Raw genomic sequence first — 16,227 nt, 5'->3', positions numbered from 1 at the left:
CGGCTCAGCCTAGGTCGGCGGTCACCTGCTGGTCGCCGGAGGAGGTGCGGGCGGTCAGCGTCATCGTGTCGCCGCCGCAGCGGGGCGCCTCGACGAACGCCTGGCCCTTCGGCGACTCGTAGACGACGCTCAGGCCGTCGTCGCTCGTCCACCGCATCAGGGCTGCCGGGCCGCCCTTCACCTCCGGGTCGCGCACGAAGTACGCCGCGCCGTCGCACTCGGTGAGGCTGCCGGCGACGCCGGGGCCGAGGTCGAAGTAGCCGTCGCCGACGCGCGCGACGTACTCCGCCTCCTCGATCCGCTGCTCGCGCGGGATCGTCGACCAGACGGCACCGTCGTCGGTGACCAGGCCCTCCCAGGCCTTGCAGTCGGCGGGGCCGGTGAACGGGACGGCGTCGCCGCCGTCGATGGTGACGACCGTGCGGCACGAGGGCTGGGAGTCGTCGAAGCTCAGCACGGAGATTCCGGCGTCGGTGACGTGGGCGGCGTTGAAGCCCTGCCGCTTGGGTGCGCACCAGGCGACGGTCGACTTCTGTGACGCGAGGTCGACCTCGGCGAGGCAGTAGGCGCCCCGGTCGTACGTCGCGTGCACGAGACGGTCGTCGCCGAGGGCCCAGGTGCCGCCGTTGGTGGTGGGGACGTCGGAGCGGCCGTTCAGCTCGTAGGCCTTGCCCGACTCGAGGTTGGTGACCGTGGCGCGACCGGGCCGCTGCTCCTGCTCGTCCTGGAGGACGACGACCGCCCAGTCGTCGTCGAGCAGCGTGTCGCTGACCTGCCAGCCCGGGGTGGCCGTCGCCGTGCCGGAGCTGGTGACGCCGGCCGACTTCTGCAGTCGCCAGGTCGAGCCGTCGTCGGCGACCGTGAGCGTCCAGTCGTCGCCGCGGGTCACGGTGTCGTCGACGGAGCCGTCGACCGGCTGCCAGTCGAGGAGGTCCGTCCGCGGCGTCGCCGGTGCCGGGGCGTCGGCCGTGCCGCCCGGCTGGCTGGTCCCGGTGGGGGTGGGTGAGGCGGACGAGGACGACGTCGACGGGGCCGAGGTGCTGGCGCTCGGCGTCGTACCCGCGTCGGGCTCGTCGTCGGAGCCGTCGGACGCGCCGCACCCGGTCAGGGCGAGCACCAGTGCCGCTGCGCCGGCGGCGTACGGCAGGGTCCGAGAGGTGCGCATCAGACGCCGACGTTGTGGAGGAAGTGGTCCTCGTTGGCGCGGTAGCTCTTGTAGGCGCTGCGCCACTGGACGCGGTCGATGTAGGGCTCCGAGGGGTCGAAGCGCTGCTGGTTCCACGGCTCGAAGTAGCCGAGCATGGCCGGCTTCTTGCCGTTCTTGTCGAAGCCGCGGCCCACTTGGTAGTGGCCGGAGGCGTCGTCGTCGAGGTAGGGGTAGTAGCGCTTGAGCAGGATCGGGTGCAGCACGACGGGGGCGTGGTAGTCCGCGACGTGCCGCATCATCAGCAGCATCCACTGCTTGTAGGACCAGCCGCCGATGTCGAGCGTGACGTACTTGCCGGCGTACGACTTGCGGTCCCAGCCGGTCGCACGGTTGACGACGCGCACCATGTCGGTCATGCCGGTGCCGCTCGTCGTCGTGCCGAGCCGGTGCGCCCAGTAGTCCTGGCTGCGGGCCTTGCCGGCCCAGCCCCAGGTGATCATCTGCATCGAGGTCGGGCCGCAGTAGTAGGTGCGGGTCTGCTCCGAGGTCTGGTTGGTCTTCAGGATCTCGACGCGGCGCGGGTAGTCGCGGCCGGTCTTGGCGACGACCGTCGGGGCGGCGGTCGGGGTCGCGGTGGCGCTGGCCGTGGCGGCGGCGTTGGCCGTCGGCACCGCGGCGGTGGTCGGGCTGGCGGACGCGGTGGGCGTGGCCGTCGGGGTCGGGGTGGGGGTCGGCTTCTTCGTGGCCGCTGGCGCCGCCCGCCGGGCCTCGGGGTGCTCCGCGAGGAAGTCGTCGGGCAGCGGGACGCCTTGGATCTCGTGGCGGAGGAGCCAGACCTTGGCGACCGCGGTCGCTGCCGACTCGAGCTCGGCGCGGTCGGCCGCCGCGCGGGCCTTCGGGGTCATCCGGGCGGAGCGGGCCAGGACGGCGGGCGCGTCCAGGTCGCCGGTGCTGATCTGGCCGGTACGCCGCTCGGCGGCGCGGGCGGCGGAGGCGACCCGGGCGCGGACCTCGGCCTCGGTGTCGTCGGTCCAGCCGACGCCCAGGCAGTAACGCTGGCCGTCGAGGTCGGCGCAGCGGACCAGGTGGGAGTCACTGCGGGCGAGGGCGGCCTTGGAGCCGGTGCGCCCGATCGATCGGCCCTCGGCGACGACGCGGTCGATCTCGGACTGCATCGCCGGCGAGATCCGCGACGGGCCGACGGCGTTCGCGCTCCGCAGCATCGCGGCCTTGCCGGGGCGGTCGCCCGAGGGGCGCAGCGCGCCGTCCTCGTCGCCGCCGCGCGGGATGAAGGGGGTGAGGGCGAGCAGGACGGCCAGGACGCCGATGGCTACGACGAGGGCGCGGGGGCGGGACATCAGGACCTCGAGTCCGAACGGGGAAGGGGACGCGGCCCGACCACTGTCACCCCGGTCACTTGAATAGTCAAGCGCACCACAAGTCACAACAGTCACAGACCACCAGGCACATCGGCCGGAAGGGTGGCGTGCCTGAGCGCGGCCTCCCGTCAATCGTCGAGAGACATGAAAATGCCCTCTGGAGGTGATCCAGAGGGCGATCTTGCGTCACTCGACAACGACGTGGAGCGGATGACGAGATTCGAACTCGCGACATCGACCTTGGGAAGGTCGCGCTCTACCAACTGAGCTACATCCGCACGACCGGGGCCTGCGCCTCGGTCGCGGCGATACTAGTCGATGGGCGCGAGCGTCGGACGCTTCGGGTCGAGTCCGTCACCGGAGGAGCGGCCGGTCAGCCGCCGGTGCACCCAGGGGATCGCCATCTCGCGGACCCAGGTCAGGTTCTCGCGGCGCTGCTCGGCCCGGGTGGCCGCCGGACGGTCGACCAGGGGGAGCGGCGCCAGGTCGTGGGGTACGCCGAGGGTGTCCAGCACCTCGATGGCCATCCGCTGGTGGCCGGCAGGCCCGAGGTGCATCCGGTCCGGGTCCCAGTAGCGCCAGTCGCGGTACTCCCGCATCGTCCAGAAGTCGACAACGGTGGCCCCGTGGGCGCGGGCGCTGGTGCGCACGAGCTCGTTGTAGAGCGCGAACCGGCCGCGCAGCGGGCGGTAGATGGCGGAGCCGCCGGGGTCGAACGCCGTGAACACCACGAGCCGGGCCCCGGTGGCCGCGAGCCGGCCGAGCGCCACGTCGTACCTCTCCACGATCGTGTCGATGTCGACGCGCGGTCGCAGGATGTCGTTGGCGCCGGCGTAGACGGTGACGAGGTCGGGGGCGAGCGCGATCGCCGGCTCGAGCTGCTCGTCCAGGATGGCGGGGAGCTTGCGGCCGCGGATCGCGAGGTTGGCGTAGCCGAAGTCGCCGCCGGCCGAGCCGAGCACCTCGGCCACCCGGTCGGCCCAGCCGCGCAGGCCGTTGGGGCGGGCGGGGTCGGGATCGCCGACGCCCTCGGTGAAGGAGTCGCCGATCGCGACGTACCGCTCGAAGCTCACGGTCTCATTGTCCGGGTGCCTCGGCGGCGCCCACCGGTAGGGTGCCAGCGTGCTGCTGTCAGACCGCGACATCCTGGCCCAGATCGACGACGGCCGGATCGCGATGGACCCCTGGGACCCGGCCATGCTCCAGCCGTCGTCGATCGACGTGCGCCTGGACCGGTTCTTCCGGGTCTTCGAGAACCACAAGTACCCGCACATCGACCCCGCCGCGGACCAGTCCGACCTCACCCGCGAGGTCGAGCCGGAGGGTGACGAGCCGTTCATCCTGCACCCGGGGGAGTTCGTGCTCGGCTCGACGTACGAGGTCGTGACGCTGCCCGACGACATCGCCGCGCGTGTCGAGGGCAAGTCCTCGCTGGGGCGCCTCGGGCTGCTGACCCACGCGACCGCGGGCTTCGTGGACCCGGGCTTCTCGGGACACGTCACCCTCGAGCTGGCCAACGTGGCGACGCTGCCGATCAAGCTCTACCCGGGCATGAAGATCGGCCAGTTCTGCTTCTTCCGGCTGACGTCGGCGAGCGAGCACCCCTACGGCTCGGAGAAGTACGGGTCGCGCTACCAGGGCCAGCGCGGGCCGACGCCGTCGCGTTCGTTCCAGAACTTCCACCGCACCCACATCTAGGTCGCGACCGGCTGGTCCGGCCACGCGAACGCGTACGCCGGGTCGCGGCCGGTGGCGATCCGGTCGTGGCGGAGCAGCTCGCGGACGATGCCCGCGTTGCCCATCGCCCAGCCCGGCTGGGGCGGCAGGTCGGGCTCGGCCGCGCGGTGCTCGCGGTTCGACCACCGGGCGCCGGCTGCGTCGATCGTCGCCCGGTCCGTCAGGTCGGCGACCAGGCGGTCCGCGAAGCTCGCGTCGTCGCCGCGTTCGACCTGCCGGTCGCTCGCGAGCGCCAGCACGCCCGCCGTACCGCAGCAGCGGCCGTTGTTGTCCCAGAAGCCGGGGCGCAGGCGCTCCGGCAGGCCCGACGTGACGACCGTGTGCCAGCAGCGGTCCTGGAGCTCGAGCCACCGGGCCTGGCCGGTGACCTCGTGCAGGAGCCGGAAGACCTGGGCATCGCCGGTCGGACCGTGGCACCAGCCCAGGCTGTAGCGCTCGAGCAGCGGGTGCACCTGGGCCGGGTCGGAGTGCGGCACCAGGAACCCGTCGGGCTCCTCGTTGCGCGCCACGACGTCGGCGACCGCTTCGAGACCGAGGTCGACGAGGTCGGACCGGCCGGTGGCGCCCCCGACGGCGACCAGCCCGTAGGCGATGCCGAGGGTGCCGTGCGAGATGTGGTGGCGACGAGCGGTGAGGCCGACGCGGTTCTCCCACGTGATCCCGTACGCCGTGCGCTCGGACGTGTGCAGGTAGGGCTCGACCGCGAGCAGGGCCAGCTCGGGGTCGCCGAGCCGGAGGGCGCCCAGGCCGATGCCGGCGTTGCCGCCCATCAGGTCGTAGGCCTCGCCCCAGCGCTCGCCGTCGAAGGCGGCGCGCACGACGTCCCGGCCGCGGTCCGCGGCGGCGACCAGGGGCGCGTCGTCGTACCGCTCGCCGATCTCGCGCAGCACGACCGCGATCCCCGTCGTGCCGAAGTAGAGCGAGTGGTGGTCGAGCGCGTCGACCCGCATGGCCAGGGACCGGGCGCCAGCAACGGCGAGGTCGGCCCAGCGGTCGTCGGCGGTGTGCGTGTGGGCCTCGACGAAGGACACGACGATGCCGGCGGTCCCGCTGTAGAGGTCCGGGTCGTCGGACAGCGGCTGGGCCGCGAGCCAGGCGAGTGCGGCCTCGGCGAGCTCCTCGGTCGTCACGGACCCCACTCTGCCCTGCCAGGGAAGTTAGGTTAGCCTAACTTCATGACCACGACCCAGCAGCCGCTGCCGATGATCCTCGACGAGGTCGAGGTGGTGCGCGTCGACCGGCTCTCGCCCGCCTTCGTCCGGGCCGAGCTCGGTGGAGCCTGCCTCGCCGAGTACGGCGTCGACGGACCGTCGTACGACCAGCGGATCAAGCTCGTCTTCCCGGGCGTGCCCGGTGGCCCCGCCCCGTCGTTCGAGGGCGCCGACGACTCCTGGTACGACACCTGGCTGAAGCGTCCGGCCGAGGAGCGCGGCCACATGCGCACCTACACGATCCGCGACGTGCGCGGCGAGGGTGCGGACACGCGGCTGGTGGTCGACATCGTCGTCCACCCCGACGACCACGGCGAGCCCGGCCCGGGTTGTGCCTGGGCCGCGCGCGCTGCGGTCGGCGACCGGCTCGTGGTGATCGCTCCCCGGCGTGGTCAGTTCTACGGCGGCATCGAGTTCGAGCCGGGCACGGCGCGACGGCTGCTGCTCGTCGGCGACGAGACCGCCGTGCCGGCGGTCTGCGCGATCCTCGGCCAGCTGCGCCACGACGCCGTCGGCGCGGCCTTCCTCGAGGTCCCGACCGCGGCGGACATCCTCACCGTCCAGCACCCCGAGGGCGTCGAGGTGGTCTGGCTGGCCCGCGACGAGGACGACCACGGCGCCCGCCTGCACCAGGCGGTGCTCGACCACCTCGGTGTCGGCGGTGCGCCCGTCGAGGAGGTCGAGGAGGTCGACCCGGACCTGTGGGAGACCCCGACGTACTCCTCCTCGGGCGAGGACGTCGACGCCGCGACCTCGGTGGTCGGCCACGACCTGGACGACGTCTACGCCTGGATCGCCGGGGAGTCCGCCGTCGTCACCGGCCTGCGCCGGGTCCTGGTGAAGGACCTCGGTGTCGACCGCCGCCAGGTCGCCTTCATGGGTTACTGGCGCCGCGGCGTCGCGATGCAGTCCTGACCGCGGCTGCCGTGGTTTCGAGGCTCAGGCCTGGCGGCCTTCGCGCCTCAACCACCGATGGCGGTGGTTGAGGTGCGAGGAGCGCTAGCTCCGAGCCTCGAAACCACCACCTCGTCGCTCAGTTGTCGACGCGGTCGGCGAGGCGGCGCAGCCGCTGGGCGAGCAGGTGCCGGTGCGAGGTGGACGAGATGCGCGGGGTGGCGGCGCGGGCGATCCGCTCCGCGATCTGCTGACGGTTGGCCTCGGCGTCGAGGATGACGTTGCTGTACTCCATGACAATTCTCCTCTGGTGCGCGTGCGGGTGGGGGTGGGTGGAGCTGGTCAGGCCTCGGCGAGCACGATGTCGCCGCTGACGGTGCGGGCCCGGACCTCGACGTGGTCGGCGCCCGCCTCGGGCTGACCGGTGCCGCTGAGGGTGGAGCGGATGGCGCCGGTGACAGTGGTGATGTCGGTCCACACGGGGACGCCGGCAGGGATCCCGATCCGGACGTCGCCGGAGGCGCCCTTCGCGCTCACCTTGCCCCGGTGGGCCCGGCTCACGACCAGGTCGCCCGAGCCGGTGGTCAGCGAGACGTCGCGGGTCGCGTCGCCGACCTCGAGGTCGCCGGACCCGGTCTTGACGACGGTCTGCCCGTGGGCGGTGGCCATCCGGACGTCGCCGGAGCCGGTCGAGATCGAGGTGACGGCGTCGATCTGGCCGATGACGATGTCGCCGGACCCGCTCTTGATCTTGAGCGCCTCGTGGGCGGCCTCGATCCGGATGTCGCCGGAGCCGGTCTCGACGAGCAGCGGGCCGGTGGCCACGTCGAGCCGGACGTCGCCGGAGCCGCTGCGGACCTTGGCGTTGCCCACCGTGCCGTGCACGGTGATGTCGGCGCTGCCGGTCCGGACGACCGGGTTGCTGCCCGCCGGGACGGTGATGCGTACGTCGAGGCGCGACTCGCCGCCGAAGAGGCCGCCGCGCTTCGGCCCGATGACCGAGATCTGCTCGCCGTCCTCGCGGACGATCGTCTGCTCGGCGTCGCGGCCGGTGACCTCGACCTGGGTCTCGGTGGTGTCGGTCGCGGTGATGTCGACGGTGCCCTTGGCGATCTCCACGAAGAGCTCGACGGGCTTGGGGGTGTCGAAGCTGTGCTGGGTCATGACGGTGCTCCTGGTGTGGGGTGTGTTCGTCCACGGGGCCGGCGGTGCCGGTCCCGGAGGAGGGGTAGCGGGTCGTGCCTAGACCCAGCCGGACATGCGCTTGCCGGGCCGCTTGCCGCCGAACGGGTCGCCGCCGGTGGCGAACGGGATGCTGGAGAGGTCGATGTCGACGTTGATCGCGCCCTCCCGGGTCGCGCCGCGGACGATGTTGACCAGCCACGTGTTGAGGGAGTGGCCCGACCTGCTGGCGAGCTCCTCGGCCTTGGCCTTGACCGACTCGGGGATCCGGAGGGTGATCCGGGCGACGCTGCCGTCGTCCTCGGGCTCGTCGACGTCCACCGGCGCCGGCGTCGGGGCCGACGGTGCGACCGTGGGCGGTGCGTGCACCGCGAACTCGAGCTCGCGACCGTTGAGCCGTACGTCGACGCCGCCGTCCGGGAGCTCGGCGGTGATCTCGGCGGCGGCCTGCGAGATGGCCTCCATCAGGGCCAGCCGCGCGGCGGGGTCGAGGGCGTAGCTCAGTCGCTCGGTCGCGGCGCGGGCCTCGGGGCCGGCGGCGTCCGCGGCGGCGAGCAGGTCGCGACGCAGGCTCTCGACGTACGGGGTGATGTCCATGTGCACCACGATGACATCATCGTGACGTCACGTCAAGTGTCATGTGACGTCATCGTGCGTCACGATGCCGCGGAGTTCGGCACCGGATGGACGGAAGGGGTTTGTGGGGCGCGGGGGCTGGGCACGAGGTCCGATGGTCCTTCCGGGTGCCCGCCACCGGATCGGTGCACGAAAGGCGCACTAGATGTCGAGTCCGACAGTTTTGGCCAGTCCTACGGTGATGGCCAGCACGATCATCGACGCGAAGTTCGTCGACTACCTGATGATCTTCATGTACTTCGCGGTCGTCCTGGGGATCGGTGTTCTCGCCCGACGGCAGATCTCCGACTCGCTCGACTTCTTCCTCTCGGGGCGCTCGTTGCCGGCCTGGGTGACGGGTCTGGCGTTCATCTCCGCCAACCTCGGCGCGGTCGAGATCATGGGCATGTCGGCCAACGGTGCCCAGTTCGGCATCCCGACGGTCCACTACTTCTGGATCGGCGCTATCCCCGCGATGCTCTTCCTGGGCGTCGTGATGATGCCCTTCTACTACGGCTCGAAGGTCCGCTCCGTGCCGGAGTTCATGTACCGGCGGTTCGGCACCGGGGCGCACCTCGTCAACGCGATCTCGTTCGCCGTCGCGCAGCTGCTGATCGCGGGCATCAACCTCTTCCTGCTGGCGAGCATCGTGCACGCGCTGCTCGGCTGGCCGCTGTGGGTGGCCCTGATCGTCGCGGCGATCATCGTGCTCTCGTACATCACGCTCGGTGGCCTCAGTGCCGCCATCTACAACGAGGTCCTGCAGTTCTTCGTGATCGTGGCCGCGCTGCTGCCGCTGACCCTGATCGGCCTGCACCGCGTCGGTGGCTGGGACGGCCTCAAGGACGGCATCACCTCGGCCGCCGGCGCCCACCCCGACACGATCGCTCCCGCCGAGCAACAGCTGAACTCCTGGCCGGGCAACGCGCTGACCGGCTTCACGTCCGACTTCTGGTCGATCGTCGGCATCGTCTTCGGCCTCGGCTTCGTGCTGTCCTTCGGCTACTGGACGACCAACTTCGTCGAGGTCCAGCGGGCGATGGCCTCCAACTCGATCTCCTCGGCGCGCAAGACGCCCATCATCGGCGCCTACCCGAAGATGTTCGTCCCCTTCATCACGATCCTGCCCGGCATGATCGCCGCCGTCCTGGTCCACGAGGTCGCGCAGGTGAAGGCGGGAGAAGCGGTGCCAGGCGGCTCGTCCGGGGACGGGGTGACCTACAACGACTCGTTGCTCTACCTGATGCGCGACATCCTGCCGAACGGCCTGCTGGGCCTGGCGATCGCCGGCCTGCTGGCGGCGTTCATGGCCGGTATGGCGGCCAACGTCTCGGCCTTCAACACCGTGTGGAGCTACGACCTCTGGCAGCGCTACATCGTCAAGGACCGCAGCGACGGGTACTACCTGCTGGTGGGCCGGATCGCGACCGTGGTGGCCGTCATCATCGCGATCTTCACGGCGTCCCTCGCGTCGAACTACACGAACATCATGAACTACCTCCAGACGTTGTTCGGGTTCTTCAACGCACCGCTCTTCGCCACCTTCATCGTCGGTATGTTCTGGAAGCGGATGACGCCGACCGCCGGTTGGGTCGGCCTCGTGTCCGGCACCGTGGCGGCGGTGATCGTCGGCATCGCCAGCGAGGACGCGCTCGGGTCCCTCAGCCAGGGCTGGATCGGCATCAGCGGCCAGGGAGCGTCGTTCGTCGCCGCCGGTGCGGCGTTCGTCGTCGACGTCGTGCTCAGCATCGCGGTCTCCGGCTTCACGAAGCCGAAGCCCGTGGAGGAGCTCCGCGGCCTGGTCTACTCGGAGACCCCACGCGAGGACCTCGTCGATCCGGACGAGGCCGGCCGTCCGTGGTACCAGCGCACCCTGCCGCTCGCCGGCATCGCGCTGGTGCTGGTCATCATCCTGAACGTGATCTTCTGAGGAGCCTGTCATGCCACGTAACCAGCACACCGCAGGTGCCTTCGACATCCGCAACATCATCGGCGGCCTGATCGGCGCGTACGGCGTGATCCTCACGTTGATGGGGATCTTCGGCGACAAGGAGCTCGACAAGACGGGTGGCGTCAACGCCAACCTCTGGGCGGGCGTCGTGATGCTCGTGATGGGAGCGGCGTTCCTGATCTGGGCACGCCTGCGTCCGGTCGTCGTGCCCGAGCACGACGCCCCGGCTCCGGCTCAGGACGACGCGGGGTAGAGCGTCACGCTCTCGATCCGGCGGTCGTCGTCGCGGCCGACCTCGAGCCGCAACGGACACCCGGTCCGGTCGGCCGACCTCACCACGAAGGTGATGACGTCGGCCGGCCCGGCCGTCGTCGGGTCGGGGGCGGCACAGGTCCCGAAGCCGTCGCTCGCGCGCACCACGCGCACGGCCGGCACGGCGTACGTCAGCGGGTGCTCCTCCACGAGCTCCACCTCCGAGGACGCGGCGTGCAGCGCCTCGAGGACGCCTGACTCCCGCCACGCGTCCGGGTCGGCCGCGGCGGCGCCGGTGAGGACCTCGCGCGGGGCGTCTCCCGAGTAGACGGAGACCTGGGGCGCGAAGGCCGGCGCTCTCCCGTGCCCGTTGGCGAAGTCGAGCAGCTGCCACGCGACCTCCCGCTCGCCGTAGTCGGTGAGGCAGGAGACGTCGGCCGGCAGTGCGGTGTAGACGACCACACGATCGCCGCGGTCGTACGCCGCCCCGGCCGCCGGCGCGCTGGCGACCACCCGGTCGCGGACCTCGCAGGAGCGGAACGGCCGCAGCGACACCTCCAGCCCGCGCTTCTCGAGGAGGGCGCGCGCCGCCTCGCCGTCGTACCCGAAGAGCGACGGGATCTGGTCGGCCCGCAGGTGGTCGGTCGGCGGTGGCTCCGGCCGGGTCAGGGCGAGGACGACGCCGACGGCGACCAGTGCCGTGGCGAGTCCGGCGACGGCGAGCCGACGGCGGCCGTGCTCGCGCGGCACCGGTGACGGCGGCCCGAGGACGGCGTCGGCGAGGGCCGCGTGCACCAGCGGGTCGGGGTCCTCAGCGCGCCTGATCCGCCGCTGCTCCCGGACCAGCACCTGCTCGACCAGTCCCGGTGCGGCCTCCGGATCCACCCCGAGATCCTCCGCCGCGCGCAGCAGCGAGTGCCAGCGCGCGTCGCGGTACTCACGAGGATCCATGTCGACTCCTGTTCGGAGCCGACGCTACGCCCGGATGTGTGCTGCCCGGGAGGCCGAGGTCAGAGGTCGAAGAGCGACCCGGCGCCGTGGATGTCGACGTCGGTCTTCGGCTCGTGCGCGTCGCCGCTGGCGGCGGGCTTCGGCTTCTCCTCGGGCTCGGGCTCGGGCTTCTCCTCGGGCTCGGGGTCGGGGTCCGCCTTGGTCTCTGCCTTCGCCTCGGGCTCCGGCGCCGGCTCGGGATCGGCTTCCTCGGCCGAGTCGTCGCTGGCGGCGGCCGTGGCTGCGGCACTGAGCGCGGCGCCGTCCGGGACTGCGGCCGGTACCTCGTCCTCGGGCTCCGGCTCGGCCTCGGCCTTCGGCTCGTCCGCCTTCTCCTCGGCGGCGGGCTCGGGCTCGGGCTCCGGCTCCGCCTCGGGCTCGTCCTCGGGCTCGGCGGGCGTCTCGGCCTTCGGCTCCGGGGCAGCCGCCGGCTCGGGGGCGGCGATGTCGAACAGCGATCCGCCCTCGGGGATGGAGGCGGTCGGCTCGGCCGCGGGAGCGGCCTCGGCCTTCGGCTCGTCCGCCTTCTCCTCGGCGGCGGGCTCGGGCTCCGGCTCGGGCTCGGGCTCCGGCTCGGGCTCGGACTTCGCCTCCGGCTCGGGCTCCGGCTCGGCGGGGGTCTCGGCCTTCGGCTCCGGGGCAGCCGCCGGCTCGGGGGCGGCGATGTCGAACAGCGATCCGCCCTCGGGGATGGAGGCGGTCGGCTCGGCCGCGGGAGCGGCCTCGGCCTTCGGCTCGTCCGCCTTCTCGGGCTTCTCCTCGGCGGCCGGCTCCGGCTCGGGCTCGGACTTCGCCTCCGGCTCCGCCTCTGCCTCGGGCTCGGGCTCGGGCTCGGGCTCGGGCTCGGGCTCGGCGGGCGCCTCGGCCGGCGGGGCGGGCTCGTCGGCCGCGATGTCGAAGAGCGAGCCGCCGGAGCCCAGGTCGGCCTGCTTCGCCGCAGGCTCGGCCGGCTCGGCTGCTGCCTCGGGCTCCGGCTCGGGCTCCGGCTCGGAGGTCTTCTCCGGCTCCTTCTCCGCGGCCGGCTCGTCGCCACCCACGTCGAAGAGCGAGCCGCCCGAGCTGAGGTCGGCCTGCTGGGCGGCGGGCTTCTCCGGCTCCTTCTCCGGCTCCGGGTCGGTCTTCGTCTCGGGCTCGGCCGGGGCGTCATCGCCGCCCAGGTCGAACAGCGAGCCGCCCGACGCGGCTGGCTTCGCCTCGGCCGGCGCCTCCTCGGCCGGCGCCTCCTCGGCCGGCGCCTCCTCGGCGGACTCGTCCTGCGCGGGGGCGTCGTCGAAGAGCGACGAGCCGCCGGAGGCCTTGGCGGCCGGACCGGCGTCCTCGGTCTCGACGACCGTGTCCTCCGTGATGGTCTCGTCGCCGACCTCGGGCTCGGCCTTCGTCTCGACCGACTTCTCGGCAGGCTCCTCGGCAGGCGCCTCCTTGTCAGCGGGGGCGGCCGGGGCGGCCGTCGTACCGGCGCCGGGCGCCAGCTTGGTGGCCATCTCGCCCTTCACGGACGCCAGCAGCATCTGCGCGACGTCGAGGATCTCGACCTCCTCGCGCGCCTCGCCCGCGGCCTGCTGGGCGGTGAGGCCGTCGGAGAGCATCACCCGGCAGAAGGGGCATCCGACCGCGATCTGGTCGGCGCCGGTGCCGACGGCCTCCTTGGTGCGGTTGACGTTGATCCGCTCGCCGAGCTTCTCCTCCATCCACATCCGGGCACCGCCGGCGCCGCAGCAGAAGGACCGCTCGGAGTTGCGCTCCATCTCGACGAACTCGGCGCCGGGCAGGATCTGGAGCAGCTCGCGCGGCGGCGTGTAGACGCCGTTGTGGCGGCCGATGTAGCAGGGGTCGTGGTAGGTGATGGAGCGCTTGTGGGCGCCGTCGCCGTCCTGGACCGGGGTCAGCTTGCCGTCGCGCACCAGCCGGTTGAGCAGCTGGGTGTGGTGCACGACCTCGAGCTCGACGCCGAACTCCTTGTACTCGTTCTTGAGCGTGTTGAAGCAGTGGGCGCAGGTCGAGACGACCTTCTTGACCTTGTACTCCTGGAACGTCTCGACGTTCTGCTGCGCGAGGCCCTGGAACACGAACTCGTTGCCCGCGCGCCGGGCCGGGTCGCCCGTGCAGGTCTCGCCGTTGCCGAGGACGCCGAACGAGACGCCGGCCATGTCCAGCAGCTCGGCGACGGCGCGGGTGGTCTTCTTCGCGCGGTCCTCGTAGGCGCCGGCGCAGCCGACCCAGAAGAGCCAGTCGACCTCGTCGAGCGACTCGATGCTCTCGCCGACGACCTTCACCTCGAAGTCGAGGCCCTTGGCCCAGTCCATGCGGGCCGAGGCCGACATGTTCCACGGGTTGCCCTTGTTCTCCAGGCCCTTGAAGAGGCCGTTGAGCTCGGCGGGGAAGTTCGACTCGACGAGCACCTGGTAGCGGCGCATGTCGACGATGTGGTCGACGTGCTCGATGTCGACGGGGCACTGCTGGACGCAGGCGCCGCACGACGTGCAGGACCACAGCACGTCCTCGTCGATGACGAAGTCGCCGTCGGTCGGGTTGTAGAACCAGTCCGTGACCTCGGTCCCGGCGCCGGCCGCCGCCTCGGCGTCGGTCTTGCCGATCAGCGCGCGCGGCTCCTCGCCGTCGGCGGCAGCACCGGCGTACGCCGCTTCGCGCAGCCCCATCATCAGGAGCTTCGGCGACAGCGGCTTCTCGGTGTTCCAGGCCGGGCACTGCGACTGGCAGCGACCGCACTCGGTGCAGGTCGTGAAGTCGAGGATGCCCTTCCAGCTGAAGTCGCTGATCGACCCGACACCGAGGGTGGAGTCCTCGTCGAGGTCGTCGATGTCGTCGAGGGTGATCGCCTTGCCGTCGGAGGTCAGCGGCTTGAGGGCGCCCAGCGCCGTACGGCCCGTCGCGTCGCGCTTGAACCAGATGTTGAACCAGGCCGTGAAGCGGTGCCAGGCGACGCCCATCGTGAGGTTCCGCGCGATCACGATCAGCCAGACCATCGCCGAGAGGATCTTGATCATCGCGATGAGGACGACGATGTTCTCGAGCGCGTCGTGGCCGTCGGGGTAGAGCAGGTCGCCGAGGTAGGAGCTGAACGGGTAGTGGAAGCGGGTCGCGTCGTCGTCGAGCTTCCACTCCGCGCCGCGGATGAAGAGGATCGCGGAGCCCTCGAGCAGCGCCATGAACTCGACGAAGTAGGCCTGCCAGAAGGTGGAGCCGAAGAAGCGGCTGTTGCGACCCTCGAGCCGCGGGTGGTGCTTCTGGCGGTAGACGATCAGGAAGACGATGCCGATGGTGCTGAGCACGCCGAGCGCCTCGCACACCCACTCGTACAGGAAGAAGTGACCGAGGACCGGCAGCACGAACTCGGGGTCGAACAGCTGGAAGTAGCCCGTGAAGACCGCCGTGCTGAGCACGATGAAGCCGAGGTAGACGAACCAGTGCATGATCCCGACCCAGTGCCACTGGAGCATCCGGGTGTGGAGGAACGTCTCCTTCAGCATCGTCAGGGTGCGCGCCCCCTTCGCGTCGCTGCGGCCCGGCGCTGCCTGGCCCTGGCGCAGGACGGCGAGCATCCCCCGGACGGCGACGACCATGGCCGCCACGGCGACGACCGTGATGGCGAGCGAGACGACGATGGCGAAGATCTGCATGGAGCGGGACTCCCTCGAGCGGCGGCAGTCGGGCGGGTGCGACGCCGTACGGCGCGCCGTGAGCCTAGTTCCCCGTGGATCGCGGCGTCAGTCCCGTCCGGGCGTGAGAAGAATCCTACCCGTAGGTAACTTCGGGGCAGGCTCCGGGCAGGTTCCGAGCCCGGAGGAACGGGGTAGGACGCCGGCATGTCCGACGACGCAGCCGGCACCGTGACTCCGCCGGAGGGCGAGTGGCTCGTCGTCCGGCGAGAGGAGCGGCACCTCGTCGGCGCGTTCGGCCGCCGGAGCTTCCGTGTGTACGAGGAGGTCGCGACCCAGGACGAGGCGAGCCAGCTGATCACCCGCCTCCGGGCGACACCCCTGCACCGGGTCGGCGCCGCGTTCTCCGCGGCCGACCAGGCCCGCGGAGAACGCACGGCGGCCGAGCTCCTCGCCCGCAGCCGTGCTCGCAACGAGCGCCCCGCCCCCGCAGAGCTGCAGCCTGGCGACCTGCTCGACTGCGTCGGCCCGGAGACCGGGCACCACCTCTACGCGCTGGGCACGCCGTTCTCCCAACGCTCGCAGCCGCCGAGCGACGTCGGCGCCGCCCGGTTCGCCTTCCAGCTCGCGCGTCCCTTCCCGCCGGAGGTCCAGGAGGGGATCGCCGCGCCCTGGTTCGGCCAGCCTGGCGGCGGAGCGATGGTGGTGCTCGACCGGCCGATCCGGTGGTACGTCGACCAGGGCTACCTCGACCCGATCGGGGAGCCGATGCCGCAGCGTTTCGTCGACTTCCTCAACGGGTTGGACAAGCTGCCGCCCTGGACCGGCCTGAGCTTCCGCGGTCTGCCGCCCGGACCGTTCCCCGAGGAGGGGGCGACCATCCTCGCCCAGGGCGTCACCGCCACCTCCCGGGACCCGCGGGTCGCCACCGAGAACTTCGCGGTGCGCGGCCTGTGGGCGATCAGCGGCCGCAGCGGCCGCGCGATCGAGGAGCTCTCGGCCGCGCCCGACGACCGCGAGGTCGTCTTCCGCCCCGGCTCGTTCTTCAAGGTCCTCAAGGTGGCCCGGCTCGGCGACCTCGCCGTGGTCCTCATCGACGACGTCGCGTTCTGGGCCACCGGACGTCAGCCGGTCACCGCCACGCCGCTCGCGGACTTCGCCAGGTTGGCGAAGGCTCGCATCGAGGACGCGCTGCAGGAACCGCCCGTCCAGGTGGGTGTCCCCGGCAAGTTCGTCGGCCCGATCTACTGAC

14 protein-coding genes and 1 tRNA gene are annotated in these 16,227 nt (G+C 71.8%); 5 read left to right on the top strand and 10 right to left on the bottom strand.

All coding sequences use genetic code 11. From position 1 onward, the window contains the following. Positions 1 to 4: 4 nt before the first annotated feature. From ACFPYL_RS05960 to ACFPYL_RS05945, 4 genes are all read right to left on the bottom strand, one after another. Entirely contained in the window at positions 5 to 1,165 is a 1,161-nt protein-coding gene (locus ACFPYL_RS05960; RefSeq protein WP_379151625.1) for a hypothetical protein, read from the bottom strand. Beyond that, the gene (locus tag ACFPYL_RS05955; protein ID WP_379151622.1) at positions 1,165 to 2,505 is read right to left on the bottom strand and encodes a C39 family peptidase; all 1,341 of its coding nucleotides are present in this window, start codon (positions 2,503 to 2,505) and stop codon (positions 1,165 to 1,167) included. Before ACFPYL_RS05955 ends, ACFPYL_RS05960 begins: the two co-directional genes overlap by 1 nt. Before the next feature lie 223 nt (positions 2,506 to 2,728). After that, a tRNA-Gly gene (locus ACFPYL_RS05950) sits at positions 2,729 to 2,804 on the bottom strand. 33 nt (positions 2,805 to 2,837) lie between these two features. Next, positions 2,838 to 3,599 (bottom strand): SGNH/GDSL hydrolase family protein, encoded by a 762-nt coding sequence (locus ACFPYL_RS05945; protein ID WP_379151619.1) that lies wholly within the window; start codon positions 3,597 to 3,599, stop codon positions 2,838 to 2,840. Between the two features lie 49 nt (positions 3,600 to 3,648). Here ACFPYL_RS05945 and dcd point away from each other — a divergent pair, with 49 nt between their 5' ends. Continuing rightward, positions 3,649 to 4,224 carry a dCTP deaminase gene (gene dcd, locus ACFPYL_RS05940; RefSeq protein ID WP_379151616.1) on the top strand — a complete coding sequence of 192 codons (576 nt, stop codon included), beginning with the start codon at positions 3,649 to 3,651 and terminating at the stop codon, positions 4,222 to 4,224. Here dcd and ACFPYL_RS05935 read toward each other — a convergent pair. After that, positions 4,221 to 5,393, bottom strand: a complete 1,173-nt coding sequence (locus tag ACFPYL_RS05935) for a lanthionine synthetase LanC family protein (protein ID WP_379151615.1) — start codon at positions 5,391 to 5,393, stop codon at positions 4,221 to 4,223. The genes dcd and ACFPYL_RS05935 overlap by 4 nt on opposite strands. Positions 5,394 to 5,438: 45 nt before the next feature. On the opposite strand from ACFPYL_RS05935, the gene ACFPYL_RS05930 reads away from it, so the two are divergent. Further along, complete coding sequence (locus ACFPYL_RS05930; protein WP_379151613.1) at positions 5,439 to 6,389, top strand: siderophore-interacting protein; 951 nt, start codon at positions 5,439 to 5,441, stop codon at positions 6,387 to 6,389. 118 nt (positions 6,390 to 6,507) lie between these two features. On the opposite strand, the gene ACFPYL_RS05925 is transcribed toward ACFPYL_RS05930, so the two are convergent. The 3 genes from ACFPYL_RS05925 to ACFPYL_RS05915 all read right to left on the bottom strand — a co-directional run bounded on the left by ACFPYL_RS05925 (position 6,508) and on the right by ACFPYL_RS05915 (position 8,147). Beyond that, the gene (locus ACFPYL_RS05925; protein WP_379151611.1) at positions 6,508 to 6,663 is read right to left on the bottom strand and encodes a hypothetical protein; all 156 of its coding nucleotides are present in this window, start codon (positions 6,661 to 6,663) and stop codon (positions 6,508 to 6,510) included. Positions 6,664 to 6,710: 47 nt separating this feature from the next. Further along, on the bottom strand, positions 6,711 to 7,532 hold the full coding sequence (locus ACFPYL_RS05920) for a DUF4097 family beta strand repeat-containing protein (RefSeq protein ID WP_379151608.1): 822 nt from the start codon (positions 7,530 to 7,532) through the stop codon (positions 6,711 to 6,713). Positions 7,533 to 7,610: 78 nt separating this feature from the next. After that, positions 7,611 to 8,147: a pilus assembly protein HicB gene (locus tag ACFPYL_RS05915; protein WP_379151605.1), complete on the bottom strand. Its 537-nt coding sequence runs from the start codon at positions 8,145 to 8,147 to the stop codon at positions 7,611 to 7,613. Between the two features lie 217 nt (positions 8,148 to 8,364). Between ACFPYL_RS05915 and ACFPYL_RS05910 the strand changes: the two genes are divergently transcribed. Both ACFPYL_RS05910 and ACFPYL_RS05905 read left to right on the top strand, forming a co-directional pair. Then, positions 8,365 to 10,095 (top strand): sodium:solute symporter family protein, encoded by a 1,731-nt coding sequence (locus ACFPYL_RS05910; protein WP_379151603.1) that lies wholly within the window; start codon positions 8,365 to 8,367, stop codon positions 10,093 to 10,095. 10 nt (positions 10,096 to 10,105) lie between these two features. Next, entirely contained in the window at positions 10,106 to 10,369 is a 264-nt protein-coding gene (locus tag ACFPYL_RS05905) for a hypothetical protein (protein WP_379151600.1), read from the top strand. Here ACFPYL_RS05905 and ACFPYL_RS05900 read toward each other — a convergent pair. Beyond that, positions 10,351 to 11,319: a hypothetical protein gene (locus ACFPYL_RS05900; RefSeq protein WP_379151597.1), complete on the bottom strand. Its 969-nt coding sequence runs from the start codon at positions 11,317 to 11,319 to the stop codon at positions 10,351 to 10,353. The genes ACFPYL_RS05905 and ACFPYL_RS05900 overlap by 19 nt on opposite strands. A gap of 59 nt (positions 11,320 to 11,378) precedes the next feature. Then, positions 11,379 to 14,996 carry a heterodisulfide reductase-related iron-sulfur binding cluster gene (locus ACFPYL_RS05895; protein ID WP_379151594.1) on the bottom strand — a complete coding sequence of 1,206 codons (3,618 nt, stop codon included), beginning with the start codon at positions 14,994 to 14,996 and terminating at the stop codon, positions 11,379 to 11,381. A 186-nt stretch (positions 14,997 to 15,182) separates the two neighbouring features. Here ACFPYL_RS05895 and ACFPYL_RS05890 point away from each other — a divergent pair, with 186 nt between their 5' ends. Beyond that, positions 15,183 to 16,226, top strand: a complete 1,044-nt coding sequence (locus ACFPYL_RS05890) for a TNT domain-containing protein (RefSeq protein WP_379151591.1) — start codon at positions 15,183 to 15,185, stop codon at positions 16,224 to 16,226. The last annotated feature ends 1 nt before the right edge of the window (position 16,227 follow it).

It is taken from the genome of Nocardioides hankookensis (genome assembly GCF_042658885.1).
Taxonomy (GTDB): Bacteria; Actinomycetota; Actinomycetes; order Propionibacteriales; family Nocardioidaceae; genus Nocardioides; species Nocardioides hankookensis.
The sequence above is the reverse complement of the archived record's forward strand: the minus strand, read 5'-3'. Positions and strand labels throughout refer to the sequence as shown.

Excerpts from the sequence above, each read along its gene's own strand:
- ACFPYL_RS05960 (WP_379151625.1), bottom strand. The coding sequence starts at position 1,165 with ATGCGCACCTCTCGGACCCTGCCGTACGCCGCCGGCGCAGCGGCACTG.
- ACFPYL_RS05955 (WP_379151622.1), bottom strand. The coding sequence starts at position 2,505 with ATGTCCCGCCCCCGCGCCCTCGTCGTAGCCATCGGCGTCCTGGCCGTC.
- ACFPYL_RS05930 (WP_379151613.1), top strand. The coding sequence starts at position 5,439 with ATGACCACGACCCAGCAGCCGCTGCCGATGATCCTCGACGAGGTCGAG.
- ACFPYL_RS05925 (WP_379151611.1), bottom strand. The coding sequence starts at position 6,663 with ATGGAGTACAGCAACGTCATCCTCGACGCCGAGGCCAACCGTCAGCAG.
- ACFPYL_RS05920 (WP_379151608.1), bottom strand. The coding sequence starts at position 7,532 with ATGACCCAGCACAGCTTCGACACCCCCAAGCCCGTCGAGCTCTTCGTG.
- ACFPYL_RS05915 (WP_379151605.1), bottom strand. The coding sequence starts at position 8,147 with ATGGACATCACCCCGTACGTCGAGAGCCTGCGTCGCGACCTGCTCGCC.
- ACFPYL_RS05905 (WP_379151600.1), top strand. The coding sequence starts at position 10,106 with ATGCCACGTAACCAGCACACCGCAGGTGCCTTCGACATCCGCAACATC.
- ACFPYL_RS05900 (WP_379151597.1), bottom strand. The coding sequence starts at position 11,319 with ATGGATCCTCGTGAGTACCGCGACGCGCGCTGGCACTCGCTGCTGCGC.
- ACFPYL_RS05895 (WP_379151594.1), bottom strand. The coding sequence starts at position 14,996 with ATGCAGATCTTCGCCATCGTCGTCTCGCTCGCCATCACGGTCGTCGCC.
- ACFPYL_RS05890 (WP_379151591.1), top strand. The coding sequence starts at position 15,183 with ATGTCCGACGACGCAGCCGGCACCGTGACTCCGCCGGAGGGCGAGTGG.